The following is a 245-nucleotide window of genomic DNA, read 5'->3' on the forward strand; positions in this document are numbered from 1 at the left end:
TTACGTCCGCGCTGGGACTGAAGTTTCCGTGGGAAGTGGTCAAGGTCGAGCTTGACACTGCCAAGCGGAGGATCGATTTCGAGGTCGCCTGCAACGCGAAACAGTTGCCTTGCCCTGCCTGCGGCGTAAACGGGCAAGGTGTTCATGACAGGGTCAGGCGCGACTGGCGCCACCTTGATTTCTTCCAGCATGAGGCCTGGCTGCATGCCGACGTACCGCGGGTCGATTGCGGCGCATGTGGCAAG

1 protein-coding gene is annotated in these 245 nt (G+C 60.8%); it reads left to right on the forward strand.

Annotation, left to right across the window (positions count from 1 at the left end; all coding sequences use genetic code 11):
* On the forward strand, positions 1-245 hold a 245-nt coding region (locus F1735_RS37300), incomplete at both ends, for a transposase family protein (RefSeq protein WP_229506114.1).

It is taken from the genome of Massilia genomosp. 1 (assembly GCF_011682185.1).
GTDB classification, from domain to species: domain Bacteria; phylum Pseudomonadota; class Gammaproteobacteria; order Burkholderiales; family Burkholderiaceae_D; genus Telluria_A; species Telluria_A rubra.